Here is a 22,364-nt window from a genome sequence, read left to right as displayed (position 1 = left end):
CGATATAGTAGCCAAGCACATTATTGTGCCGGATTTTCAGCGAGCGGATGCCGGTCTCGTCGATCAGCGAGCGCTCCAGCCCGGCGATCACCTTTCGCGATTCGTCGCGCAGCGCTCGCATCTCGTCGAGATCGGCATGGTAGCCGCCGCGCAAGAAGCCGCCATCGCGCTTGAGCAGCGGCAGTTCGTCGCCAAGCGCCTGCGTCAGATGCTGGGCCAGCGCCTGGGGCAGAGCATGGATGGCGGCCAATGCCGCCGCAAGTTCCGGGGGCAGGGCGGTGGCGGCAAAGATTTCGGCGATCGCGCCTGCTGCCTCGAAGCCGGCGCGCAGCGCGCCAAGGTCGCGCGGCCCACCCCGGTTGAGCGCCAGCCTCGACAGTGCGCGCGGCATGTCGGCAACGCTCTTCAGGCTCGACCGCACCGCTTGGCAGAGCCGCGTTTCGGAACGGAAGAACGACACCGAATCCAGCCTGGCGCCGATGGCCGCGGGATCGGTCAGCGGCGCCATCAGCCGGTCGGCGAGCAGCCTTGCGCCGCCGCCGGTCACCGTGCGGTCGATCGCCTTGAACAGCGACCCTTCGCGGCTGCCCGACAGTGTGCGCAGCAGTTCCAGATTGCCGCGTGTCGCCGGATCGATGAACAGGGTCGAGCCCTGCTCTTCGCGCTCGGGCCGCGACAGCGGCGGGCGCTCGGCCTTCTGCGTCTTCTCGACATAGGCGATGGCGCCGGAGATCGCCGACAGTTCGGCGCGCGAAAAGGCGCCAAAGCTATCCGGTGTCGCCACATCGAAGAAGCGGGCGATGCGTCCCGTGGCCGATGCCGAATCAAACAGCGACGGCGGCTGCGGGCTGGCGACGCGGCCGAGCACGTCGAACACCGGCTTCAACTCCGGATCGTGGAACACCGGCTCGGCGACGATCAGCTCGCGCGGATCGACTCGGAAGATGTCGGCCAGCAGCCGGTCGGCGGTGGTATCGGTGACGCGGAAGGCGCCGGTCGAGATGTCGATCCAGGCCAGCGCGAAACTGTGATCGGCTCCGCCCTTCACCCGCCCCAGCGCCATCAGGAAACTCGATTCCGAGGGCGCCAGCAATTTGTCCTCGGTGATGGTGCCCGGTGTCACCAGCCGCACGACGTCGCGGCGCACCACCGATTTGCCGCCGCGTTTCTTGGCCTCGGCCGGATCCTCGATCTGTTCGCAGACGGCGACGCGGAAACCCTGGCCGATCAGCTTTTGCAGATAGTCGTCGGCGGCATGCACCGGCACCCCGCACATCGGGATGTCGAGCCCTTGATACTTGCCGCGCTTGGTCAGCACGATGCCGAGCGCCCGGCTCGCCTTCTCGGCATCGTCGAAGAACAGCTCGTAGAAATCGCCCATGCGATAGAACAGCAGCGAATCGGGGTTCGCCGCCTTGATCTCGATAAATTGCTCGATCATCGGCGTGGCGCCGGCGTGGACGGTCGGCGCCGGCGTCATCGCCTCGGGGGCGTCTGGCTCGTTCGGGCTGTGCATGTTCATGCGCGGCACGCTAGCAGATGTGATGATGCGGTTTAATGCCGGCGCTTCGAAAAACGGGGGACGACGGGACGGCAGCTTGTCCGCAATTGCCGATGCGGACCGCGATTCCAGCGCGCGGGCGGTTTACACGCGGCGGCGCGTGGTCTTAATTCGGACCGAAACAAAGCACCCGCTTCAAGGAGGTGCTGCACCGGTGAGGAAATCAAGAACATCATGGCCAGGAAAACCGAGAACAGCGGTCCGTCCGTCAGTGCGCAGGAAGCGCTCGAATTCCACGCCATGGGTCGGCCGGGCAAGCTGGAGGTCGTCGCCACCAAGCCGATGGCGACGCAACGCGACCTCAGCCTCGCCTATTCGCCTGGTGTCGCGGTTCCGGTCCTGGCCATCGCCGAAGACCCCTCGCGCGCCTTCGACTACACGACGCGCGGCAACATGGTCGCCGTCATCTCCAACGGCACGGCCATCCTCGGTCTAGGCAATCTCGGCGCGCTGGCCTCCAAGCCGGTGATGGAGGGCAAGGCGGTGCTGTTCAAGCGCTTCGCCGATGTCGATTCCATCGACCTCGAGGTCGACACCGAGGACGCCGACGAATTCATCAACTGCGTGCGGTTCCTCGGGCCCTCTTTCGGCGGCATCAACCTCGAGGACATCAAGGCGCCGGAGTGCTTCATCATCGAGCAGCGCCTGCGCGAATTGATGGACATTCCCGTCTTTCACGACGACCAGCACGGCACCGCGATCATCTCGGCCGCCGGCCTGATCAACGCGCTGGAGATCACCGGTCGCGACATGAAGACCACAAAAATGGTCTGCAACGGCGCTGGTGCGGCCGGCATCGCCTGCATCGAGCTGATGAAGGCGATGGGCTTTGCGCCGGAAAACATCATCCTGTGCGACACGAAGGGCGTCGTTTTCCAAGGCCGCACCGAAGGCATGAACCAGTGGAAATCGGCGCATGCGGTCAAGACCGAGGCGCGCAGCCTCGCCGAGGCACTCGATGGCGCCGACGTCTTCCTCGGCCTCTCCGCCAAGGGCGCGCTGACCACTGCCATGGTGCAGTCGATGGCCAAGAACCCGATCATCTTCGCCATGGCCAATCCCGACCCGGAAATCACGCCGGAGGAGGTCGCCGAGATCCGCACCGACGCCATCATGGCCACCGGGCGTTCTGATTATCCCAACCAGGTCAACAACGTGCTCGGCTTTCCCTACATCTTCCGCGGCGCGCTTGATGTCAGGGCAACCACCATCAATGACGACATGAAGATCGCCGCCGCGCAGGCGCTGGCGGCATTGGCGCGCCAGGATGTGCCCGACGATGTCGCCGCCGCTTATCAGGGCAACCGGCCGAAATTCGGCCCCAACTACATCATCCCGGTGCCGTTCGACCCGCGCCTGATCTCGGCCATCCCGATCGCGGTCGCCAAGGCGGCGATGGACTCAGGCGTCGCCCGCAAGCCGATCCTCGATCTCGACCGTTACGCGCAGGAGCTGTCGGCCCGCCGCGACCCGATCGCCTCGACCCTGCAGCGCATCTACGACCGCGTGCGCCGCCAGCCCAAGCGCATCGTTTTCGCCGAGGGCGAGGAGGAGCAGGTCATGCGCGCCGCCGTCTCCTATGTGAACCAGCGGCTCGGCACCGCCATCCTGCTCGGACGCGACGACGTCATCAAGGAGAACGCCAAGCACGCCGGCATCGACCTCAACAAGCAAGGCATCGAGATCATCAATGCAAGGCTGTCGCGCCGCAACGGCATCTACACCGACTATCTCTACGAGCGCATGCAGCGCAAAGGCTTCCTGTTCCGCGACTGCCAGCGGCTGATCAACAACGACCGCAACCACTTTGCCGCCTGCATGGTGGCGCTGGGCGACGCCGACGGCATCGTCACCGGTGTCACCCGCAACTATTCGACCGCGCTCGACGACATCCGCCGCGTCATCGACGCCAAGCCCGGCCACCGCGTCATCGGCGTCTCGATCGTGCTGGCGCGAGGCAAGACCGTGCTGGTCGCCGACACCGCCGTGCACGATATGCCGAATGCCGAGCAGATCGCCGACATCGCCGAGGAGGCCGCGGGCTTTGCCCGCCGCATGGGTTATGAGCCGAGGCTCGCCATGCTCGCCTATTCCACCTTCGGCCATCCACAGGGCGAGCGCTCCGAACGCGTCCAGGAAGCGGTGCGCATCCTCGACAAGCGCCGCGTCGATTTCGAATATGACGGCGAAATGGCCGCCGACGTGGCGCTCAACGCGCGGGCCATGGCGCAATATCCGTTCATAAGGCTGACCGGCCCGGCCAATGTGCTGATCATGCCGGCGTTCCACTCGGCTTCGATCTCGACCAAGATGCTGCAGGAACTCGGCGGCTCGACGGTGATCGGCCCGCTGCTGGTCGGGCTGAACAAGCCGGTGCAGATCGTGTCGCTGAATGCCAAGGACTCGGACATCGTCAACATGGCGGCGATCGCGGCCTATACGGCGGGGACTTGAGCGGCGAGCCTTAGCGGTGAGTCCGGGAGGCGTTCAGCCCGGCGCGAACACGCGCGCAGCCTCGACGACCTCGTCCACCTGATCCTGCCGCAGCAAGTCGATCGGGACGCGCCCGTCGAGTTGCGCCGAGGGCCGCGTCAGCCACAGCCATGCGAGCCTTGGATTGGTGATCAGCGACAGCACGTCGCGAATGCCTGCAACCGGCCGTCCATCGACGAACTGCGCCAGCGGGAAGACATGTTTGCGGCCGCCCTTGCGCAAGGCGATGACCTCGCCCCGCCGCTGCCAGCGGTGCAGGGTCGAGCGGGCGATACGCAAATTCTCTTCCAGATAGGTCGAGCCGGCGACGCGGCCCGCCCAGTCCTCGATCAGCATCGATTCGAGATCGTCGGATTTTGGCAGCGAAGGAGGCTCGACATCGATCAATGGGGTCGTCGGCGGATTGATCACGCCGGCTATACCGGCTTCGCTGCGGCGCGCGGCTTCCGCCGCCAGCGCGCGCACGAATTTCGAGGCCAGGCCGGGCAGGTCGGCATGGATGGCGTCGATAGCGCGCTGGTGCTTCGGTGACAGCAAGGTGACGGCGGACGCTATGCTGCCGGCGATTTTGCCGACCGAGACCATGGTGGGCTTGTTGATGGCCTCGTCATAGTGGGCAAGCGCGCGTTCGACGTCTTCGGCGACCATCTCGGCGAAGTCGTCCTGCTTGAGGCCCTGGAGCTGAAATCTGTTCATACATCTGTCTTCTGGGCCGCGCTCTCCTCCCACAGCTGCGGCCGGCTGTTGAATCTCTAGAGCGGAAAGCGGAAATCGCGACGGCAACGAATCCGGCCGCCCGACAGCATGCTGTCTAGCATTTCTTGACACCCCAACTGGCTGAGGGCGCACCGAAATGTCAGTCGCGGGACGCCCGGATTGCGTGTAGGTGCGATGTATGACAGCCGCGCGACGGTGAGGGGCGGAGGCGGCCTTCCCTTCTCCCCCTGTGGGAGAAGGTGGATTGGCGCGCAGCGCCAAGACGGTTGAGGGGTGTTGGACGGAGTACCGTCAGTGCCAAGCTGGAGCACCCCTCATCCGTCGCCTTCGGCGACACCTTCTCCCACAGGGGGAGAAGGGAAGAGCTTTCCCTACAGCAACCCCGCCTGCTCAGCCTCGCGGCGCAGATTCTGCCGTGGCCTGGGGCCGATCTGCTGGATCACCAAGCCGGCCGCCAGTGAGCCAAGGTCGCCGCAAGTCTGCAGGTCGCGGCCTTGCGTGTAGCCATGCAGGAAGCCGGCGGCATAGAGATCGCCGGCGCCCGTCGTGTCGACCAGTTCCTTGATGGCGGTCGCCTTGATCACCACGGTCTCGTCGCCGCGCACGATCACCGAGCCTTTTTCCGAGCGGGTGACGGCGGCGATCCGGCAATCCTTGCGGATCTGGGCCAGCGCCTCGTCGAACGACGATGTCTGGTAGAGCGACTTGATCTCGTGGCTGTTGGCAAAGACGATGTCGACCGTGCCCGAGCGCATCAGGTCGAGGAATTCGTCGCGGTAGCGGTCGACGCAGAACGAATCCGACAGTGTCATCGACACTTCTCGGCCTGCTGCGTGCGCCAGCTTCGCCGTCTGGCGGATTGCCTCCTTGGCGCGCGGCGGGTCCCACAGATAGCCTTCGAAATAGGTGACCTTGGCGCCAGACGCCTTGTCGGCTTCGACATCCTCAGGGCCAAGCTCGACGCAGGCGCCGAGATAGGTGTTCATCGAGCGCTCGCCGTCGGGCGTGACGAAGATCATCGAGCGCGCCGTCGTCGGCTCACCCTTGAGCGGTATGGTGTCGAAGGCGACGCCCTGCGCATGGATGTCGTGCGCGTAGATTTCGCCAAGCGCATCGTTGGAGACCTTGCCGAAGAAGGCGGCGCGGCCGCCGAAGCTGGCGACGCCGGCCGCCGTGTTGCCGGCGCTGCCGCCGGACGCCTCGATCGCCGGCCCCATGCGGCTGTAGAGCAGTTCGGCGCGCTGTGTGTCGATGAGGTTCATCGCGCCCTTGATGATGCCGTTGGTCTCGAGGAACTCCTCGTCGCACTGGGCGATGATGTCGACAATGGCATTGCCGATGCAAAGCACGTCATAATCCGGCATCAAAATCTCCGCCAAAACCCGAGCCGGCTTCTTGCCACGCCGGTCCGGCGCGGGTCTAGCGATTTGAAACCGGTTTGCCTAGGGCGTGACACGCAACTTTGGCGGAACAGGCAAAAGGCGCATCAGCCGCGAGGCGCTATGACAATTCGACCGTGGCCGAAGCATTTCATCACCGGACCGCCTACAAGCATGGCTCACCCGATCCCGTTTGAAGGCGAGCCATGCCGACAAAGAACGAGCCTGCAAAGAACGACATGACCACCGACCTTGCGCTGCTCGTCGTGCTGGCGGTGCTCTGGGGCGCCTCCTACACCTTCATCAAGATTGGCGTCGAAACCATCCCGCCGGTCACCTTCATCGCCGCCCGCACCCTGATTGCCGGTGGTATCTTGTTTGCCATCCTCCGCTGGCGCGGGCTCGCCATGCCGGGCGATGCGGCAAGCTGGCGCCGCTTCGCCTTCCAGGCCTGCCTCAACAGCGTCATCCCGTTCACCCTGATCGCCGCGGCGGAACGTTCGGTCGATGCCGGCCTCGCCACCATCCTGAATGCGACCTCGCCGATCTTCACCTTCCTCTTGACAGCGCTCATCACCCGCCACGAGCCGGTCACGCTGCGCAAGCTGATTGGCGTGGGCGCCGGCATTGCCGGCATCTGCCTCATCATCGGCACGCAGGCACTGGGTGGCCTCGGTCACGAGTTGTGGGCGCAGTTGGCCATCGTAGCGGCAACAATCTGCTATGCCGGGGCCGCCATTTTCGGCCGCGGCTTCAAGGGTCTCGATCCGATGCTGCCTGCCGCCGGTTCGATGCTGTGCGGCGCCGTCATCCTCGTGCCCCTCAGTCTGGTGTTCGACCAGCCGTGGACGCTGGCGCCTTCAACGGCGTCGATTCTGGCCCTGCTCGGCCTGTCGGTGTTTTCCACCGCATTGGCCTTCGTCATCTATTTCCGCCTCATCCACACGTTGGGTTCGGTCGGCACCACCTCGCAGGCCTATCTGCGGGTGCCGATCGGCGTCGGCATCGGCGCCCTTTTCCTCGGCGAAAGCCTAGGCTCGACGGCATGGCTGGGCATGGGTTTTGTCGTGGCTGGGGTCGCCGCCATGACCATTCCGGTTCGAAAGCCAGCATTTGCGCGGTAGAGCAATTCCAGGACAAGTGTGAAGCGGTTTTCCCGGGAAAAGCGCATTGGGGATTGCGTCAAAGCAAAAGAACCGGCCTGCTTGCGCTCATGCCGTGCTCTGCTTATCTCGGAAGCATCCGCCTTTTCGACGGTGTCTGGTGTGACCTGGGGGTAAAGCACGGTGATTTTCGACGCTGCCCGCACTGCGGCCCTCGAGCTGCTCTCGCCTCCCTTTCGGGCCGTGTTCCTCAAGACATTGGGTCTGACGCTGCTGGCGCTTGTCGCCTTGTGGTTCGGCCTGACCAGCCTCGTCGAGTGGCTCGCCCTGCCGTGGCTGCAGACGCTGTTGCCCGGCATACCGTCCTGGGCCGGCTGGCTGGGTGGCATCATCGCCGCGATAGCGCTTGCCTTCGGCATGGCATTGCTCATCGCGCCGGTGACGGCTGTTGTCGCCGGCCTGTTCCTCGACGATATCGCCGAAGTGGTCGAGCGCACCGACTATCCCGGCGATCCGACCGGTCGCGCCATGCCGGCGCTGCGCTCGCTGGTGCTGTCGGCGCGATTCCTCGGCGTCGTCATTCTCGGCAACATCGTCGCCCTGCTGCTTCTGCTGGTGCCGGGCGTCAACATAGCCGCCTTCTTTATCGTCAACGGCTATCTGCTCGGGCGCGAGTTCTTCGAATTCGCTGCCATGCGCTTTCGCGGGGAAGAAGAGGCCAGGGCCTTGCGCAGGCACTATGCCGGCACGGTGTTTCTCGCCGGGCTGCTCATCGCGGCTTTCCTCGCCGTGCCGTTGCTCAACCTGCTGACGCCGCTCTTCGCCGCCGCCGTGATGGTGCATCTGCACAAGGCGATCTCGGTGCGGGAAGTGGCTCGCTCCTCGCGCCGCTGAGCATTTTCTTCAGCGCAACAGGAATCCGCGTCCGAGCTCGTCGTCCGCTTCGACGATAAACTCCGTCCTGCCACTATAATAGGCGCGGCCGCCGACGCGGGCGATGATCGCCCCGTGCGGGCCAGCCTTCGCAGTCCGCACCACGGCTCCCGAAAAACGCGAGCCGGCAATGCTTTCGAATGTGCGCGTCTGTCCGATCGCGATCTCGCCCTTGGCATGCATGGCTGCCAGCCTCGCGGTGACGCCGGAACCGGTCGGCGAGCGGTCGACCTCCGCCTCGGCGAAGACGCAGATGTTCTTGGTCACCTCATCGGAAAAAGCATCGCGGCCATCGGTCAGGATGGTGCCGTAGAGGAAGGCAAGGTCGGCATGGTCGGGATGCGACAGCGGAAATTCGGCCTTGAGCCTGTCCGTCAGCGCCGTTGCCGCATCGACGAAATCGCGCACCCGGCTTTTGGCGAATTCGAGCCCGAATTGGTGACAATCGGCCAGCGCGTAGAAAGCGCCGCCATAGGCGACGTCGAAGCCGATCGTGCCGTGGCCCGCCAGCTCTATCGTCTGCCCGCCGGCGAACAGGAACGCCGGCACGCTTTCGAACGACACCGCACCGGCCTTGCCGTCCCTGACCTCGACCGAGGCGACGACCAGCCCACACGGCGCCTCGATATTGACTGTCGTGATTGGTTCCTGTTTCGCCACCAATCCTTCATCTACGGCGTAGCGGCCGAGCGCGACGATGGCGTGGCCGCACATCGTCGAATAGCCCTCATTGTGCATGAACAGCACGGCGAGGTCGGCGCCGGGCAGGTCGGGTTCGACCAGCAAGGCGCCATACATGTCGTAATGGCCGCGCGGCTCGAACATCAGGATCTTCCTGAGATGATCGAGATGGTCGCGCACATAGGCGCGCTTTTCCAGGATCGTGCCCTTGGGGACACTGGGATAGCCGCCGGTGACGATCCTGAGCGGCTCGCCGCCGGTATGCATATCGACGACGGTAAGCGTCATGCGATGGGCCCCGTTCAAGCTGAAGACTTGCCGAAGAGGGCTTGCAATTTGCCGAACGGCATGGCGGCGCGGGTGAAGCCGAAGGTGCCGTCCTGCTGGATCTCGCGCGCCGCCGTTTCCAGCATGCCATAGGCGAAATTGGTCAGCCACGGCCCGAGCGAGATGCGCTTGACGCCGGCCATGGCGAGGTCGGCGATGGTGAAGCCAGGCTTTGCCATGACATTGACCGGCTTGCTGACCGCCGAGCAGAGCGTGCGGATCATCTCGACGTCGCCGATACCGGGCGCATAGAGCACGTCGGCGCCGGCCTTCTCGAACGCCTGCAGCCGCTTGATGGTGTCGTCGAGGTCGGACTTGCCCCACAGGAAATTCTCAGCCCGCGCCGTGAAGACGAAATCGCGCTTCAGCGCTCGCGCCGCCTCCGCCGCCGCCGCAACGCGCTCGACGGCGTGCGCGAAATCATAGATCGGCTTGTCCGGATCGCCGGTGTGGTCCTCGATCGAGCAGCCGGCAAGACCGGCCGCTTCCGCCGCGAAGATGGTTTCGGCGGCCTGCTCGGCGCTGTCGCCCTTGCCTTTCTCGAGGTCGGCGGAGACAGGCAGGCTGGTCGCCGCCGTCACCTCGCGGCAATGGTGGATCATCTGGTCGAAGGTCACGGCGCCATCCGGCAGGCCGCGTGAAAAAGCAAAGCCGGCGCTGGTCGTCGCCAGCGCCGTGAAACCGAACGAGGCCAGCAGCTTCGTCGTGCCAATATCCCAGGGATTGGGCATGACGAAGGTCGAGGCATGCAGGTCGCGAAAGATCTTGCCCTTGTCCATGGTAGTTCCCCCATCATGTGCGGTGTGGCTAAGCGGATTTTATCCTGCCCGATTTGACCGGGCAAACGAATGCGGTTGGTTCAGAAGCGATTGGCGTTCTCTCCTGCCAATTTGTCCAGCGCGTCGGAATCCTTGGTGTAGCGCGATGTCTTCTTGTCCCAGTGATAGGTGACGGAGATCTCGTGGGACTCTGGTCTGGGCGGAGTGTCGTCGCAGCTTTCGCCGTTCAGCACAGTAGAGTCGGTCACGGTCACCTTGATGGCGGCATAAGGCTGACCATCGGCAATGCCCTGAAAAGCTACATCCTGCTTGCGGCTGTAGGCGCACAGGTTTTCATCGAACGTATAGATCATGTCGATCGGTTCGAACTTGTCGTCGCGGATCATGATCAGCGGCGTGATCACATAGTTCTGGCTCGAATTGAAATGCGCGCTCATGGTGATGAGGACGTCATCGTTGGCGCCGACGGAAAGCTTGCCCGGTTCGCGGAAATAGGTGCCGCGGTCGAGCGCGACATTGACGGCGTCGAGCAGCTTCGGCTTGGCCGTGATGTCGTAGAGCGCCAGCACAGCATAGCCTTCGGCGCTGTCGGGAGAATCGCCAAGGTCGAACAGCATGGTCAGCCGATCCTTGCCGCCGGCCTTGATGGCGAGCACCGCGGCATTGGAAAAGCCCGAAGTCTCGGGCGGCGAACCGCCGCCGTCCGGTCCCTCGATATGACGCATCTCGATCGGCAACCCACCCCTATAGAAGCCGTCCTTGTCCGCAGCGAGATCCGGAATGACCATCCTCGCGAGGTCGAGATAGGTGACATCCGTGCGGCCGGGCAGAGCGCTGCCGAGCTCCGGAAAGCTGATGGCTTGCGCGCCGGCCGCGGTCCATAGAAACGGCGCCAGCATCAAGGCGAGGATGAGGCGGAGCAGGCTGGGGTTCATGCGTGGCCTCGAGTTGGCGGTGCCAAGCTAGCACGGACAATCGAGGCGTACAGCTGCAGGCTGAAGATCAGGTCAGTGGATCGGCACCAGCCCGGCCAGCTCGCGCATGTCGTCGAACAGGATGCCGCCGGCCTGGATCAGGCCGGCGCGGTCGGAATAGGGATCGGCATGGTAGGAAAACACCCGCATGCCGGCGGCGATCCCGGCCTGCGTGCCGGCGACGCTGTCCTCGATGACGATGCAGTCGGCAGGCGCGAAGCCCATGGTCTTGGCCGCATGCAGGAACAGGTCCGGGAACGGCTTGCCACGGCTGACCATGGTCGAGGAAAACATCGCGTGTTCGAACAGCGGCAGCAGCCCGGTCTGGCCAAGCGTGATGTGCATCTTCGACACCCGGGCCGAGGTGGCGACGCAATAGGCGATACCGGCTGAACGCACGGCTTCGACGAACTCGCGGACGTAGGGGATCGCTTCGACGCCGTGGGCAAACAGGTCCGGCAGGCCGGCGTTCCAGCGATCGACGAAACCGGCGCCGAGCCTGACGCTGGTCTCTTCTTCGATCTCTTTCTGCACCGACGCCATGCTGCGGCCGGAGAAATTCTTGCGGCAATATTCGAAGCTTGTCGGATAGCCGGCAGCGGTCAGCCATTCGGCGAGACGCCGATTGGCCAAATTCTCTGTATCGACCAGAATCCCGTCGCAGTCGAAGATGACAAGCTTAGGCAGTTCAGACATCAGGCGGTGCCGGTCGATCCGAACCCGCCCGCGCCACGCGCCGTACCACCGGCCAGACTGCGCTCTTCCACGGTCGCCTGGGCCACCGCAGCGAAGATGATCTGGGCGATGCGCATGCCGCGCGTCACGGCAAAGTCCTCGTCGCCGAGATTGATCAGCAGCACCTTCACCTCGCCGCGATAATCGCTGTCGATGGTGCCGGGCGTGTTGAGGACGGTCAGGCCGTGCTTGAAAGCAAGTCCGGAGCGCGGCCGCACCTGGCCCTCCATGCCTTCCGGAATTTCCAGGATCAGCCCGGTCGGCACCAGAGCGCGCTTTCCCGGAAGGATCAGCAGCGGCCGGTCGTCCGGCACCGCGGCGCGCAGATCCATGCCGGCGGCACCAGTGCTTTCATAGGCGGGAAGGGGAAGTCCTTCAGCATGCGGCAACCTGACGAAGCCGACGGTCGGACCGATGACGGAGGGAGTTTGAAGGGCTGCGCGCATAAAATCGATCCTATCGGCGCGAACGGCGATTCGGTCAACTCGACTGTAATTCTATCAACGGCTTTCTTTTGGGCGGCACTGTGACCTGGTTTCGGGCACAGGAGTTTTGATGGATTTGTTGCGCTGAAGGATTGCATGCTTGGTGATTGGCGAAAACGTCCATGCTTCGTCATCCACGGGCGAGCAAGGAGCGTAGCGACGCGGCGCAGACCCGAGGATCCATGCCGCGACTCCAACGGGTCACGACGGTGCAGAGTTCTGCGCCGTTGCACTCTTGGGTAGGTCACGGCATGGATACCAGGGTCTCCGCGACGCCGCTTCGCGGCTGCTCCGCCCTGGTATGACGAAGTTGGGGAGGCTTCGGCCAAACGCGAACGTAGCGCTACTACCGCAGTTCCATCGGAACGACGGTCGTTTCCTTGATTTCCTCCATCACGAAGGAAGCGGACACATCCGACAGAGCCACCTTGGCGATCAGCCGCTGGTAGAGCCGGTCATAGGCCTTCACGTCGGCGACGCGGGCGCGCAAGACATAATCGAGGTCGCCGGACATGCGGTAGACGCCGGTGATCTCGGGAAAGCCGGTCACCGCCGCCCGGAACTTCTGCAGCCACTCCGGATCGTGGTTGGACGTGCGGATCAGGATGAAGACGGAAAGGCCAAGCCCGAGCTTTTCGGCATCGACCAGTGCCACCCTGCCGGTGATGACACCAGCCTCTTCCAGCCGCCTCACTCGGCGCCAGCAGGCATTGCGCGACAGCGCCACCCGTTCCGACAGCTGGTCGACCGACAGCGTGCCGTCGCGTTGCAGCTCAGTGAGCAATTTCCGGTCGATTTCGTCAATTTCCAGCGTCATGTGGGATTTTTGTCCCAAGGATCACCGAAATACAAGGACATTTTGAGACCGATGAACCGGCGAAGCGTGTCAGGATACTCATATCAGGAACTTGAAGCGCTGAAGGGGAACCAGCATGTCGGTCGCCAAGATTTTCACCTCTCATCCGGCCAAGGTCGGCGAAACCTATTTCAGCCACATGGGTTTTGCCGCCTGGTTTTCGTCGCGCCTGTTGATGGCGGCGGGCGCCGCGCTCGTTCACGCTTTCTTGCCGTTTCTGTTTGAAACTACCGCCAGCCGAATCGTTCGCGAGCTTTATGAGCGGACGCACAACAGAGGCACACACGCGATCAAGGAGCCTGCGGCTCTTATGGATCGCGCCTAGAGGACGACAGAAGCGATGTGCCGGTGGGCGGCCTATCTCGGTGAAGCGGTCTTTCTCGAAGACATCCTCACGGCGCCCTGTCACTCGCTGATCGCCCAGAGCCATTGCGCCCAGGAAGCGAAATCGCCGACCAATGGCGACGGCTTCGGCCTTGCCTGGTATGGCGACCGCCCGGAGCCGGGTCTCTATCGCGATATCCTGCCGGCCTGGTCCGATCCCAATCTGAAAAGCCTGTGCCGGCAGATCAAATCCGGCCTGTTCCTCGCCCATGTACGGGCGTCCACCGGCGGCGCCACCAGCCGCATGAATTGCCATCCGTTCATCTCCGGCGCCTGGTCGTTCATGCACAACGGCCAGATCGGCGGCTTCGAGAAGATCCGCCGCGCGCTGGAGAATTCGCTGTCAGACGCCGTCTTCGACCAGCGCGAAGGCACCACCGATTCCGAACTCTTTTTCCTGCTGATGATCGACGAAGGGTTGGCCGGCGATCCGCAAGGCGCGGTGTCCCGCGCCACTAGCCGCGTGCTCGAAGCCTCGCGCCGCGCCGGCCTCGAACCAGCGCTGAAGCTCACCGCCGCCTTCTCGGATGGACAGGCGCTGCATGCGGTGCGCTATGCCACCGACGCCCACGCGCCGACGCTCTACACCTCCGTCTTGCGCAAGGGCGGCGGCCGCTGCATCGTGTCCGAGCCGTTCGACCGCGAGGGCGGCGACTGGCAAGCGATCCCGCCATCGAGTTTTGTCACGATGACGCGGGACGGCATCAGCATTCGCCCGTTTGCTCCAGCGGCGGCAAAGCTGGCGCTGGTCGGGTAAGTTTCTTCGCCGGATCGCAAATGCTGCAAAGTCGCGGGCCAGCGCCCCCCTCTGTCCTGCCGGACATCTCCCCCTCAAGTGGGGAGATTGGCAGCTTCGCCGACCGCGCGTTCTTGCAACGTTGAAGATTGGCGAAAGCCGTGACGCTATCCAATCTCCCCACTTGAGGGGGAGAGGCCGGCAGGCCAGAGGGGGGCGCCGTAGAGTGCCGACATCGGCAGCACAACTTCGATCAAGCACTAGCGAATACCGAATGCTCAACTCCGCTTGAAATCGCGCCGCGTTCCGCCAATTGGTCAGGCACGCGCGGCCAAGCCGGAGCATTCCTCATGGACATCGTCTTCTCCTCAACCGTCGATCTCGCTGCAGCCATCGCCAAGCGCAAAATCTCCGCCGTGGAAGCACTCGACGCCTATCTGGCGCAAATCGATGCGCACAACCATGCGGTGAATGCCGTCATCTCGCTCGACAGGGAAGGCGCCCGCGAGCGTGCCAAGAAGGCGGACGCTGCCCAGGCGCGCGGCGCCGCACCCGGACCTCTGCATGGCGTGCCGTTCACGCTGAAAGACATGCACGAAACGTCAGGCATAAGGACCACGGTCGGCTTCCCGCCCTTTGCCGACTATGTCGCCAAGCAGGACAGCCCGGTCGTCATCAGACTGAAAGCGGCCGGCGGCGTGCTGATGGCCAAGACCAATGTCGCGGCCATGCTTTCGGACTGGCAATCGAACAACCCGCTGTTCGGCCGCACCAACAATCCATGGAATCTCCAGCGCACGGCGGGAGGCTCCAGCGGAGGCGCGGCAGCGGCAATTTGCTTGGGGATGACGCCGTTCGACGTGGGCACAGACATGCAGGATTCGATCCGGCTGCCGGCCGCCTTTTGCGGTGTTTATGGCTTGAAGCCGACGGAGCATCGTGTCTCGCTGGCCGGTGCCTTCCCCGATCCCGGCGGTGCCGCGCGCAGCGTGCGGCTGATGTCCTGCCTCGGGCCGTTGGCGCGCAGCGTGCAAGATTTGGCGCTGATTTATCAAATCATCGCCGGCCCGGATGGAAGCGACACCGATCTTGCTCCGGTGCCGGTCCAGGATATGCCGAAGCTCGACCCTAGGACATTGCGCATCGCCTTCGCGCCGTCCTTTCCCGGCTTTCCGGTGGCCGGCGACATCAGCGCCGCAGTCGAAAACCTCGCAAGGCAGCTGCAATCGGCCGGTGCCCTCGTTGAGGAGGCAAAACTGCCGAAACTCGATCTGCACCACGATCTGGAGCAGGGCGGCGCGCTGATCGGCATGATGCTGGAGGCCGCGCAGCCGGAGTCGCCGGAGGAGCCGACACCGGTCTCGCGCTGGTTCGAGGCACTCGCCCGCCGCGACAGGTCCATTCTCGCCTGGGACCGGTTTTTCGAAAACCATGACGCGCTGCTCTGCCCGGTCGCCATGACTTCCGCCTTCCCGCATTGCGAGCCGGGCACGCCGATCACGGTCGACGGCAAGGAGCAGAGCTACTGGATGCTGCCGGCCTATGGCGCCGTCTTCAACTACAGCGGCCATCCGGCGCTTTCCATCCCATGCGGACAGGGCAGCGAGGGCTTGCCGATCGGCTTGCAACTGGTCGGCAAACGCTGGTCGGAGTCACAGCTGCTCGGCATCGCCAGGGCAATCGAACCACTGACCGGCGGCTTTCGGCGTCCGCCCGCCTATTGAGCGAAACGCGACAATCCATAAGGGGCAAGTAAGGGGTCGCGCTCGCCGTCGAGGATTTCCCGAGCGGCGAACAGGCCGATGGCCGGCGCCAACGTGATGCCGGAATGCATGACGGCGACATAGACACCGTCCAAGCCCTCGGCGCGGCCAATGATCGGAAAGCCGTCGATCGGCGTCGGCCGGTAGCCGACCGTGTGGAAATCGAGTTCCAACCCATCGCTGTCGCGCAGCATGGCCTTCATGGCCGCAAACAGGGCGTGGGCGGTGGCTTCGGCATCCATGCCCGGATCGGCTCCGCCAAAATCCGAGCCGGCGATGATGCGGCCTTCCGCCGTCTGGCGCATGTGCAGCCGCTCGGCCAGCACCAGCCCGTTGAGCAGCTTTTCGTGCGGTCGCGAATGGACGATCAGGCCGGGCGGCGTTTCGATCGGCAGGTTGATCCCGGCGGTCGCGGCGATCTCCGGCGAGCCAACGCCGGCCGCGACCACCACCTCGTCCGATGCAATCAGGCCATGCGATGTGTCGACACCGGTGATCCTGCCGCCGGTCTGGACCAGGGCCGTCACCGTGCTGGAGATGGTCTTCGCGCCATGTCGCTTCGCGTCTGCCAATAGGGCACGGACGGCGGCCACGGGCTCTGCGACACCTTCTTCGGCAACATGCAGGGCAAAATCCGGAAGCTCGGTGAGATTGGGCTCGATGCGCGCTGCACCGGCGCGGTCGACTTGGCTGATGCCATAGCCCCAGGCGGAATGTTCCGTGGCGTAGGTTTCCATGTCGGCCGCCGGTAAGTCCCAGCACAGGCCGCCGCACCAGCTCAGCGGCAGGTCGGGCAGGTCCTGCGCCAGCCGCGACCATTCGGCCATGGCGCGGGTGCGCAGCCGGAAATAGGGCTCCGGATTGCCCCAGCTGGCGTTGATCCAGGCGAACGAATTTGGCGTCGCCACCCCACCGGCAGCACTGTCGGCAATCACCGTCACTTGCGCACCCGCTCTGCTCAGATGCCAGGCGGTGGAGGCACCGATGATGCCGGCGCCGATGACGATTACTTGTTTCGCCGCAGTCATGCTTGCTCCTCTGCCTCGTCATCCGGAGGGATGTTCATCCAGTGCCATCCCGGCAGCCGCTTGCCAACATCGCGCAGCGTAAAATATGCGGCAATGCACTGGCCGGAGCCACAGCACGACTGAGCTGTATGCTCTGACGGTGAGGCGGCGATCAGCAGCGCCCGAGCCGCCGGACCGGTCGACAGGCCGGCACTGCGCTGCTAGAAGCCCGGCCTGTCACACGGAAATCCCAGAGAATGCCCGAAGCAATAGAAGAAGAAGTGGCACGCCGCCGCACCTTCGCGATCATCGCGCACCCGGACGCCGGCAAGACGACGCTCACCGAAAAGCTGCTGCTGTTCGGCGGCGCCATCCAGCTCGCCGGCGAGGTCAAGGCCAAGAAGGACAAGATCCAGACGCGGTCCGACTGGATGAAGATCGAGCGCGAGCGCGGCATCTCGGTCGTCACCTCGGTGATGACCTTCGAGTATGAGGACAATGTCTTCAACCTGCTCGACACGCCCGGCCACGAGGATTTCGCCGACGACACCTACCGCACGCTGTCGGCGGTCGACTCGGCGGTCATGGTCATCGATGCCGCCAAGGGCATCGAGCCGCGCACACTGAAACTGTTCGAAGTCTGCCGGCTGCGCGACATTCCGATCATCACCTTCATCAACAAGATGGACCGCGAAAGCCGCGATCCGTTCGAGATTTTGGACGAGATCGAACAGAAGCTGGCGCTGGATACTGCCCCCGTCACCTGGCCGATCGGCCGCGGCAAGAATTTTGCCGGCACCTATCATCTGGCGCTGAATGCCGTGCGCGGGGGCGACGCGGAGAAAGAACGCACGCCGGTCAACGGTCCCGATTCCAACCGCGTCGCCGGCCTGCTGCCGGAAAACGAGCGCGAAGCCTTCATCGAGGAACTGGAGCTCGCGCGAGAAGCGTGCAGACCCCTTGATATAGAAGCCTTCCGCGAGGGCCATCTGACGCCGGTCTATTTCGGTTCGGCGCTGCGCAATTATGGCGTGCGCGACCTGATCGAGGCACTCGGCGCTTTTGGACCGCCGCCGCGCGCGCAGGAGGCGGACACCCGCAAGGTCGAGGCGACCGAAGAGAAGATGACGTCCTTCGTCTTCAAGATCCAGGCCAACATGGATCCCAATCACCGCGACCGCATTGCCTTCGTCCGCGTCTGTTCGGGTAAGCTCGAGCGCGGCATGAAGGCCAAGCTGGTGCGCACCGGAAAACCGATGTCGTTGTCGGCGCCGCAGTTCTTCTTTGCCCGGACCCGCGTTACCGCTGACGAGGCTTTTGCCGGTGATGTCGTCGGCATCCCCAACCATGGCACGCTGCGCATCGGCGACACGCTGACCGAAGGCGAGGAGATACTGTTCCGCGGCGTTCCGAATTTCGCCCCGGAAATCCTGCGTCGTGTGCGCCTCGGCGACGCGATGAAGGCGAAAAAACTCAAGGAAGCGCTGCACCAGATGGCAGAGGAGGGCGTCGTGCAGCTGTTTTCGCCGGAGGATGGCTCGCCGGCCATCGTCGGCGTCGTCGGCGCGCTGCAGCTCGACGTGCTGAAGGAACGGCTGAACTTCGAATACACGCTGCCGGTCGAATTCGAGATGTCGCGGTTTTCAGTCTGCCGCTGGATATCGGCCGACGACAAAGCCGAGACGCTTCGCTTCATCGAGGCGCATCGCGGTGACATCGCCCGCGACCTCGACAATGATCCGGTGTTCCTCGCCCAGCACGCTTTCTCGCTGAACTACGAAGCGGAACGCTGGAAGGCGATCAAGTTTGCCACGATCAAGGACTATCAGGTCCGCGACAAGGCGGCGTAGGCGCCAGTTTTCCCTTCTCCCCGTTCACGGGGAGAAGGTGCCCGAAGGGCGGATGAGGGGCAGCGCCGACCCTCGACTATCCTCTCGCCGCTTCCTCGATCCTGGCGATGTCGATCTTGCTCATCTGCATCATCGCTGACATCACGCGGCCGGCCTTGGCCCGGTCCGGATCCAGCAGCAGGCGCGGCAGCTGCTCCGGCACAACCTGCCAGGAGACGCCGAATTTATCCTTCAGCCAGCTGCATTGCGACGGTTGGCCGCCACCTTCGATGAGCTTGTCCCAGAAGTAATCCACCTCTTCCTGCGTCTTGCAGTCGATCGACTGCGACATCGCCTCGGTGTGCTTGAACTGCGGTCCGCCGTTGAGCGCCTGGAACTGCACGCCGTCGAGTTCGAACGTGGTCACCAGCACTTTGCCTTCATCGGCGTGGCCCTCGGGCCAGCGCATCACGCTCAGCACCTTCGAATTCTTGAAGATGGAGACGTAGAAATTCATGGCCTCTTCGGCCTGGCCGTCGAACCACAGGCAGGTGGTGATCTTTTGCATGTCGTGCTCCTCGGGTTGTTTGGTTGCGTTACGGCGAAACGGCTGACTCCGAACGCGGTGCCATTTCCATGTCGTCTGCCCAAGGACGGGCATGCAGTGCGCCATCCGACAGTGCCACGCATTTTTTTGAGAGAATCTGGCGCATTGCAAAATTGTGGCCAGACCGGGCTTGCGCGTCTATAACGCCTGCGGTCCGAATTCAGCTCCGCCGCGCCATGCCTGGCTGTGGCCAGCCACCAAGGAAAAAACATGCCTGCCTATCGCTCCCGCACCACCACCCATGGCCGCAACATGGCCGGCGCACGCGGCCTCTGGCGCGCCACCGGCATGAAGGACTCGGATTTCGGCAAGCCGATCATCGCGGTGGTCAACTCCTTCACCCAGTTCGTGCCGGGCCATGTCCATCTGAAGGATCTCGGCCAGTTGGTCGCGCGCGAGATCGAGAAGGCCGGCGGCGTCGCCAAGGAATTCAACACCATCGCCGTCGACGACGGCATCGCGATGGGCCATGACGGCATGCTCTATTCGCTGCCGTCGCGCGAGCTGATCGCCGATTCCGTCGAATACATGGTCAATGCTCACTGTGCCGACGCCATGGTCTGCATCTCCAATTGCGACAAGATCACGCCCGGCATGCTGATGGCATCGTTGCGCCTCAACATCCCGACCGTCTTCGTTTCCGGCGGTCCGATGGAAGCCGGCAAGGTGGTGCTCGCCGGCAAGACGCAGGCGCTCGACCTGGTCGATGCCATGGTGGCGGCCGCCGACGACAGGGTCTCCGACGAGGACGTCAAGGTCATCGAGCGCTCGGCCTGCCCGACCTGCGGCTCCTGCTCGGGCATGTTCACTGCCAATTCGATGAACTGCCTGACCGAGGCGCTTGGCCTGTCGCTGCCCGGCAACGGCTCGACATTGGCGACGCATGCCGACCGCAAACGGCTGTTCGTCGAGGCCGGCCACCTGATCGTCGATCTCGCCCAGCGCTATTACGAACAGGATGACGAGACGGCTCTGCCGCGCAACATTGCCTCGAAGGGCGCCTTCGAGAACGCCATGACGCTCGACATCGCCATGGGCGGCTCGACCAACACCGTGCTGCACATCCTGGCTGCCGCGCATGAGGGCGAAATCGATTTCGATCAGGACGACATCGACGCGCTGTCGCGCAAGGTGCCGGTGCTGTGCAAGGTTGCTCCGGCCAAGTCCGACGTGCACATGGAAGACGTGCACCGCGCCGGCGGTATCATGGCCATCCTCGGCCAGCTCGACAATGCCGGCCTGCTCAACCGCGACCTGCCGACGGTGCACACGCGAACGCTGGGCGAAGCGCTCGACCATTGGGATATTTCCCGCACGACCAGCCAGAGTGTGCGCGATTTCTTCCTCGCCGCCCCTGGTGGCGTGCCGACACAGGTCGCTTTCAGCCAGGACCGCCGCTGGGACGAACTCGATCTCGACCGCGAGAAAGGCGTCATCCGCTCGACCGAACATCCCTTTTCCAGGGATGGCGGCCTCGCCGTGCTGAAAGGCAATCTGGCTCTCGACGGCTGTATCGTGAAGACCGCCGGCGTCGATGAATCGATCCTGAAGTTCACCGGCCCGGCCCGCGTCTTCGAAAGCCAGGATTCGAGCGTCAAGGCGATCCTGTCCAACGAGATCAAGGCCGGCGATGTGGTCGTCATCCGCTATGAAGGGCCGCGCGGCGGCCCAGGCATGCAGGAAATGCTCTATCCGACCAGCTATCTGAAGTCGAAAGGGCTCGGCAAGGCCTGCGCTCTGGTCACCGACGGCCGCTTCTCCGGAGGCACGTCGGGCCTGTCGATCGGCCATGCGTCGCCGGAAGCCGCCGAAGGCGGGCTGATCGGGCTGGTGCAGGAGGGCGATACGATCGAGATCGACATCCCGAACCGCAGCATCCGCCTGGCTGTCGATGAGGCGGAACTCGCTGCCCGCCGGGCGGCGATGGAGGCCAGGGGCGCCCTGGCCTGGAAGCCCGAGGAAAAGCGCAAGCGCAAGGTGACGACCGCCTTGCGCGCCTATGCCGCCATGACGACCAGCGCGGCCAAGGGCGCGGTGAGGTTTGTGCCGGAATAGAGCAGTTCTTCCTTCTCCCCTTGTGGGAGAAGGTGGCCTCGCGAAGCGAGGTCGGATGAGGGGTGTTCCAGAAAACACCAACGCCTCATTCCGCTGGAACACCCCTCATCCGTCTCGGCGCTGCGCGCCGATCCACCTTCTCCCACAAGGGGAGAAGGGAAGAGTGTGCTACGGCATCAACTGATACTCATAAAGCTTCTGGTAGAGCCCACCCTGCTTGAGCAAGGTCTTGTGCGGGCCGCTTTCCACCACCTTGCCGGCTTCGAGCACCACGATCGTGTCTGCCTGGTGCACCGTCGATAGACGGTGCGCGATGACGATCGTCGTGCGGCCTTCCGTCAATTGCTGCAGCGCGTCGCGGAACAGCGCTTCCGATTCGGCATCAAGCGCGCTGGTCGCTTCGTCCAGCAGCAGGATCTCGGCATTGCGCAGCATGGCGCGTGCGATCGAGATCCGTTGGCGTTGGCCGCCCGATAGCAGGCCGCCATTCTCACCCACATCCGTCTCGTAGCCTTTCGCCTGTGCGCTGATGAAGTCATGGGCGTTGGCCGCCTTGGCGGCGGCGATCACCTCTTCGTCGGTCGCACCCTCGCGCCCAAGCCGGATGTTGTGCATGATGGTGCCGGCAAACAGGAATGTATCCTGGCTGACATAGGCGATCTTTTCCCGCAGCGATGCGAGCGTCGCATGGGAAATATCCTGGCCGTCGAGCAGCACCCTGCCGCTCTTCGGGTCGTACATGCGCATGATCAAGTTCAGAACGGTCGACTTGCCGCCGCCGGAAGGCCCGACCAGCGCCGTCATCTTGCCGGGCGCAAGCGTCAGATCGAACCTGTCCAGCACCGGCGGCCCATTCTGATAAGCGAAGTCGACGGCGTCAAACTGGATCTCGCCCGGTCCGGCCAGAAGCGGCTTCGCGTCGGGCTTCTCGACCAGAGTCAGCGGCTGGTCGGGGAGCTC

Annotated in this window: 19 protein-coding genes and 1 pseudogene; 8 read left to right on the top strand and 12 right to left on the bottom strand. The window is 64.0% G+C overall.

All coding sequences use genetic code 11. From position 1 onward, the window contains the following. Positions 1-1,522 (bottom strand): annotated as a pseudogene (locus tag EN939_RS01215) (DNA mismatch repair protein MutS); the annotation flags it as partial. Between the two features lie 213 nt (positions 1,523-1,735). Here EN939_RS01215 and EN939_RS01210 point away from each other — a divergent pair. Further along, positions 1,736-4,015 carry an NADP-dependent malic enzyme gene (locus tag EN939_RS01210; RefSeq protein WP_127266636.1) on the top strand — a complete coding sequence of 760 codons (2,280 nt, stop codon included), beginning with the start codon at positions 1,736-1,738 and terminating at the stop codon, positions 4,013-4,015. 33 nt (positions 4,016-4,048) lie between these two features. Here the strand turns inward: EN939_RS01210 and EN939_RS01205 are convergent, their stop codons facing one another. Continuing rightward, the gene (locus EN939_RS01205; RefSeq protein ID WP_127266637.1) at positions 4,049-4,750 is read right to left on the bottom strand and encodes an antitoxin Xre/MbcA/ParS-like domain-containing protein; all 702 of its coding nucleotides are present in this window, start codon (positions 4,748-4,750) and stop codon (positions 4,049-4,051) included. Positions 4,751-5,142: 392 nt separating this feature from the next. Further along, entirely contained in the window at positions 5,143-6,135 is a 993-nt protein-coding gene (locus EN939_RS01200) for an adenosine kinase (RefSeq protein WP_127266635.1), read from the bottom strand. A 221-nt stretch (positions 6,136-6,356) separates the two neighbouring features. Between EN939_RS01200 and EN939_RS01195 the strand changes: the two genes are divergently transcribed. Together EN939_RS01195 and EN939_RS01190 are read left to right on the top strand one after the other, a co-directional pair. Beyond that, positions 6,357-7,274, top strand: a complete 918-nt coding sequence (locus tag EN939_RS01195) for a DMT family transporter (protein ID WP_127266634.1) — start codon at positions 6,357-6,359, stop codon at positions 7,272-7,274. A gap of 162 nt (positions 7,275-7,436) precedes the next feature. After that, a complete protein-coding gene (locus EN939_RS01190; RefSeq protein ID WP_127266633.1) occupies positions 7,437-8,147 on the top strand; it encodes a sulfate transporter family protein in 711 nt (236 codons plus the stop codon). A 9-nt stretch (positions 8,148-8,156) separates the two neighbouring features. On the opposite strand, the gene EN939_RS01185 is transcribed toward EN939_RS01190, so the two are convergent. The 6 genes from EN939_RS01185 to EN939_RS01160 all read right to left on the bottom strand — a co-directional run bounded on the left by EN939_RS01185 (position 8,157) and on the right by EN939_RS01160 (position 12,984). After that, positions 8,157-9,155 (bottom strand): proline racemase family protein, encoded by a 999-nt coding sequence (locus EN939_RS01185; protein WP_127266632.1) that lies wholly within the window; start codon positions 9,153-9,155, stop codon positions 8,157-8,159. A gap of 14 nt (positions 9,156-9,169) precedes the next feature. After that, positions 9,170-9,973 carry an isocitrate lyase/PEP mutase family protein gene (locus tag EN939_RS01180; RefSeq protein ID WP_127266631.1) on the bottom strand — a complete coding sequence of 268 codons (804 nt, stop codon included), beginning with the start codon at positions 9,971-9,973 and terminating at the stop codon, positions 9,170-9,172. 80 nt (positions 9,974-10,053) lie between these two features. Further along, the gene (locus tag EN939_RS01175; protein ID WP_127266630.1) at positions 10,054-10,908 is read right to left on the bottom strand and encodes a hypothetical protein; all 855 of its coding nucleotides are present in this window, start codon (positions 10,906-10,908) and stop codon (positions 10,054-10,056) included. 72 nt (positions 10,909-10,980) lie between these two features. After that, the gene (locus EN939_RS01170; RefSeq protein ID WP_127266629.1) at positions 10,981-11,643 is read right to left on the bottom strand and encodes an HAD family hydrolase; all 663 of its coding nucleotides are present in this window, start codon (positions 11,641-11,643) and stop codon (positions 10,981-10,983) included. Then, a complete protein-coding gene (gene dut / locus EN939_RS01165) occupies positions 11,643-12,128 on the bottom strand; it encodes a dUTP diphosphatase (RefSeq protein WP_127266628.1) in 486 nt (161 codons plus the stop codon). The genes EN939_RS01170 and dut overlap by 1 nt, the downstream gene beginning before the upstream one ends. A 385-nt stretch (positions 12,129-12,513) precedes the next feature. Further along, positions 12,514-12,984: an Lrp/AsnC family transcriptional regulator gene (locus EN939_RS01160; RefSeq protein ID WP_127266627.1), complete on the bottom strand. Its 471-nt coding sequence runs from the start codon at positions 12,982-12,984 to the stop codon at positions 12,514-12,516. 115 nt (positions 12,985-13,099) lie between these two features. Between EN939_RS01160 and EN939_RS01155 the strand changes: the two genes are divergently transcribed. The 3 genes from EN939_RS01155 (at position 13,100) to EN939_RS01140 (ending at position 15,867) form a co-directional block, all read left to right on the top strand. Then, positions 13,100-13,348 carry a DUF6356 family protein gene (locus tag EN939_RS01155; RefSeq protein WP_127266626.1) on the top strand — a complete coding sequence of 83 codons (249 nt, stop codon included), beginning with the start codon at positions 13,100-13,102 and terminating at the stop codon, positions 13,346-13,348. Between the two features lie 15 nt (positions 13,349-13,363). Then, positions 13,364-14,164: a class II glutamine amidotransferase gene (locus EN939_RS01150; RefSeq protein ID WP_127266625.1), complete on the top strand. Its 801-nt coding sequence runs from the start codon at positions 13,364-13,366 to the stop codon at positions 14,162-14,164. A gap of 329 nt (positions 14,165-14,493) precedes the next feature. After that, positions 14,494-15,867 carry an amidase gene (locus tag EN939_RS01140; RefSeq protein ID WP_127266623.1) on the top strand — a complete coding sequence of 458 codons (1,374 nt, stop codon included), beginning with the start codon at positions 14,494-14,496 and terminating at the stop codon, positions 15,865-15,867. On the opposite strand, the gene EN939_RS01135 is transcribed toward EN939_RS01140, so the two are convergent. Then, positions 15,861-16,934, bottom strand: a complete 1,074-nt coding sequence (locus EN939_RS01135; RefSeq protein ID WP_127266622.1) for an NAD(P)/FAD-dependent oxidoreductase — start codon at positions 16,932-16,934, stop codon at positions 15,861-15,863. The genes EN939_RS01140 and EN939_RS01135 overlap by 7 nt on opposite strands. A gap of 236 nt (positions 16,935-17,170) precedes the next feature. Here EN939_RS01135 and EN939_RS01130 point away from each other — a divergent pair, with 236 nt between their 5' ends. Continuing rightward, on the top strand, positions 17,171-18,763 hold the full coding sequence (locus tag EN939_RS01130) for a peptide chain release factor 3 (protein WP_127266621.1): 1,593 nt from the start codon (positions 17,171-17,173) through the stop codon (positions 18,761-18,763). A gap of 76 nt (positions 18,764-18,839) precedes the next feature. Here the strand turns inward: EN939_RS01130 and EN939_RS01125 are convergent, their stop codons facing one another. After that, a complete protein-coding gene (locus EN939_RS01125; protein ID WP_127266620.1) occupies positions 18,840-19,310 on the bottom strand; it encodes a VOC family protein in 471 nt (156 codons plus the stop codon). 249 nt (positions 19,311-19,559) lie between these two features. Here EN939_RS01125 and ilvD point away from each other — a divergent pair, with 249 nt between their 5' ends. After that, entirely contained in the window at positions 19,560-21,404 is a 1,845-nt protein-coding gene (ilvD, locus tag EN939_RS01120; protein ID WP_127266619.1) for a dihydroxy-acid dehydratase, read from the top strand. Between the two features lie 168 nt (positions 21,405-21,572). On the opposite strand, the gene EN939_RS01115 is transcribed toward ilvD, so the two are convergent. Then, positions 21,573-22,364, bottom strand: a 792-nt coding sequence (locus EN939_RS01115; RefSeq protein ID WP_127266618.1) for an ABC transporter ATP-binding protein, incomplete at its 5' end; no start/stop codon positions are given.

Origin of the sequence: Mesorhizobium sp. M7A.F.Ca.CA.002.05.1.1 (assembly GCF_003998335.1) — a bacterium.
Classification (GTDB): Bacteria; Pseudomonadota; Alphaproteobacteria; order Rhizobiales; family Rhizobiaceae; genus Mesorhizobium.
This window is presented reverse-complemented; position numbering and strand designations above follow the sequence as displayed.

What these genes read in the sequence shown, in the direction of transcription:
- EN939_RS01195 (WP_127266634.1), top strand. Translation starts at nt 6,357, where the DNA reads ATGCCGACAAAGAACGAGCCTGCAAAGAACGACATGACCACCGACCTT.
- EN939_RS01130 (WP_127266621.1), top strand. Translation starts at nt 17,171, where the DNA reads ATGCCCGAAGCAATAGAAGAAGAAGTGGCACGCCGCCGCACCTTCGCG.
- EN939_RS01180 (WP_127266631.1), bottom strand. Translation starts at nt 9,973, where the DNA reads ATGGACAAGGGCAAGATCTTTCGCGACCTGCATGCCTCGACCTTCGTC.
- EN939_RS01200 (WP_127266635.1), bottom strand. Translation starts at nt 6,135, where the DNA reads ATGCCGGATTATGACGTGCTTTGCATCGGCAATGCCATTGTCGACATC.
- EN939_RS01185 (WP_127266632.1), bottom strand. Translation starts at nt 9,155, where the DNA reads ATGACGCTTACCGTCGTCGATATGCATACCGGCGGCGAGCCGCTCAGG.
- EN939_RS01125 (WP_127266620.1), bottom strand. Translation starts at nt 19,310, where the DNA reads ATGCAAAAGATCACCACCTGCCTGTGGTTCGACGGCCAGGCCGAAGAG.
- EN939_RS01135 (WP_127266622.1), bottom strand. Translation starts at nt 16,934, where the DNA reads ATGACTGCGGCGAAACAAGTAATCGTCATCGGCGCCGGCATCATCGGT.
- EN939_RS01175 (WP_127266630.1), bottom strand. Translation starts at nt 10,908, where the DNA reads ATGAACCCCAGCCTGCTCCGCCTCATCCTCGCCTTGATGCTGGCGCCG.
- EN939_RS01140 (WP_127266623.1), top strand. Translation starts at nt 14,494, where the DNA reads ATGGACATCGTCTTCTCCTCAACCGTCGATCTCGCTGCAGCCATCGCC.
- EN939_RS01170 (WP_127266629.1), bottom strand. Translation starts at nt 11,643, where the DNA reads ATGTCTGAACTGCCTAAGCTTGTCATCTTCGACTGCGACGGGATTCTG.
- ilvD (WP_127266619.1), top strand. Translation starts at nt 19,560, where the DNA reads ATGCCTGCCTATCGCTCCCGCACCACCACCCATGGCCGCAACATGGCC.
- EN939_RS01210 (WP_127266636.1), top strand. Translation starts at nt 1,736, where the DNA reads ATGGCCAGGAAAACCGAGAACAGCGGTCCGTCCGTCAGTGCGCAGGAA.
- EN939_RS01160 (WP_127266627.1), bottom strand. Translation starts at nt 12,984, where the DNA reads ATGACGCTGGAAATTGACGAAATCGACCGGAAATTGCTCACTGAGCTG.
- EN939_RS01150 (WP_127266625.1), top strand. Translation starts at nt 13,364, where the DNA reads ATGTGCCGGTGGGCGGCCTATCTCGGTGAAGCGGTCTTTCTCGAAGAC.
- EN939_RS01155 (WP_127266626.1), top strand. Translation starts at nt 13,100, where the DNA reads ATGTCGGTCGCCAAGATTTTCACCTCTCATCCGGCCAAGGTCGGCGAA.
- EN939_RS01205 (WP_127266637.1), bottom strand. Translation starts at nt 4,750, where the DNA reads ATGAACAGATTTCAGCTCCAGGGCCTCAAGCAGGACGACTTCGCCGAG.
- dut (WP_127266628.1), bottom strand. Translation starts at nt 12,128, where the DNA reads ATGCGCGCAGCCCTTCAAACTCCCTCCGTCATCGGTCCGACCGTCGGC.